This window comes from Oleiphilus sp. HI0080 (assembly GCF_001635135.1).
The window spans coordinates 1-609 of the sequence record NZ_LWFU01000827.1 but is presented as its reverse complement, the minus strand read 5'-3'; the positions used below and the strand labels follow the sequence as shown (position 1 = coordinate 609).

Genomic DNA, 609 nt, shown 5'->3' with positions numbered 1-609 from the left:
TCTCGTGTTTAACCTTTATGAGGATTGCTAAATGGACGCTTTTATTCCCGCCATTGCTGGCGGCGTATTGATTGGTGGCGCTGCCGCGCTGCTTTTAGTGGCTTTGGGTCGCGTAGCGGGTATCTCCGGTATTTTTTGGTCTGCATTGTCTTCAATCGCTAAGCTCGATGTGGCTCCCAACATGTGGCGCATTACCTTTGTGCTTGGTTTGATGATCGGGCCGATCATTGTGCATCAGTTTTTTGGTCTGCCGGTGCCGAATGCGCCTGAGGGGAGCACAGCGCTCGCGATTGTCTCAGGGTTGCTGGTTGGTTTTGGCACTAAAATGGGGTCTGGTTGCACGAGTGGGCATGGTATCTGCGGCATGGCGCGATTCTCTCCGAGGTCTATCCTCGCAACCGTAACTTTTATGGCGGCGGGTTTCGTTACCGTGTTTGTTGTTCGTCATGTTTTTGCATAGGAGTTCTACAATGGCTGGATTTGTTGGTTTAGTGGTCGGATTGTTGTTTGGCGCAGGGTTGGCGTTGTCGGGTATGACAGACACGCAAAAAGTGATTGGTTTTCTGGATTTGTTTGGCGATTGGGATATTACTTTAATGTTTGTCATGG

Annotated in this window: 2 protein-coding genes; both read left to right on the top strand. The window is 50.1% G+C overall.

Annotated features, from left to right (window positions below; all coding sequences use genetic code 11):
* Positions 1-31: 31 nt before the first annotated feature.
* Positions 32-460 (top strand): YeeE/YedE family protein, encoded by a 429-nt coding sequence (locus tag A3751_RS16940; protein WP_068458157.1) that lies wholly within the window; start codon positions 32-34, stop codon positions 458-460.
* The coding region (locus A3751_RS22260; protein WP_369821251.1) for a DUF6691 family protein at positions 447-609 on the top strand (163 nt) is incomplete at its 3' end. The genes A3751_RS16940 and A3751_RS22260, both read left to right, overlap by 14 nt.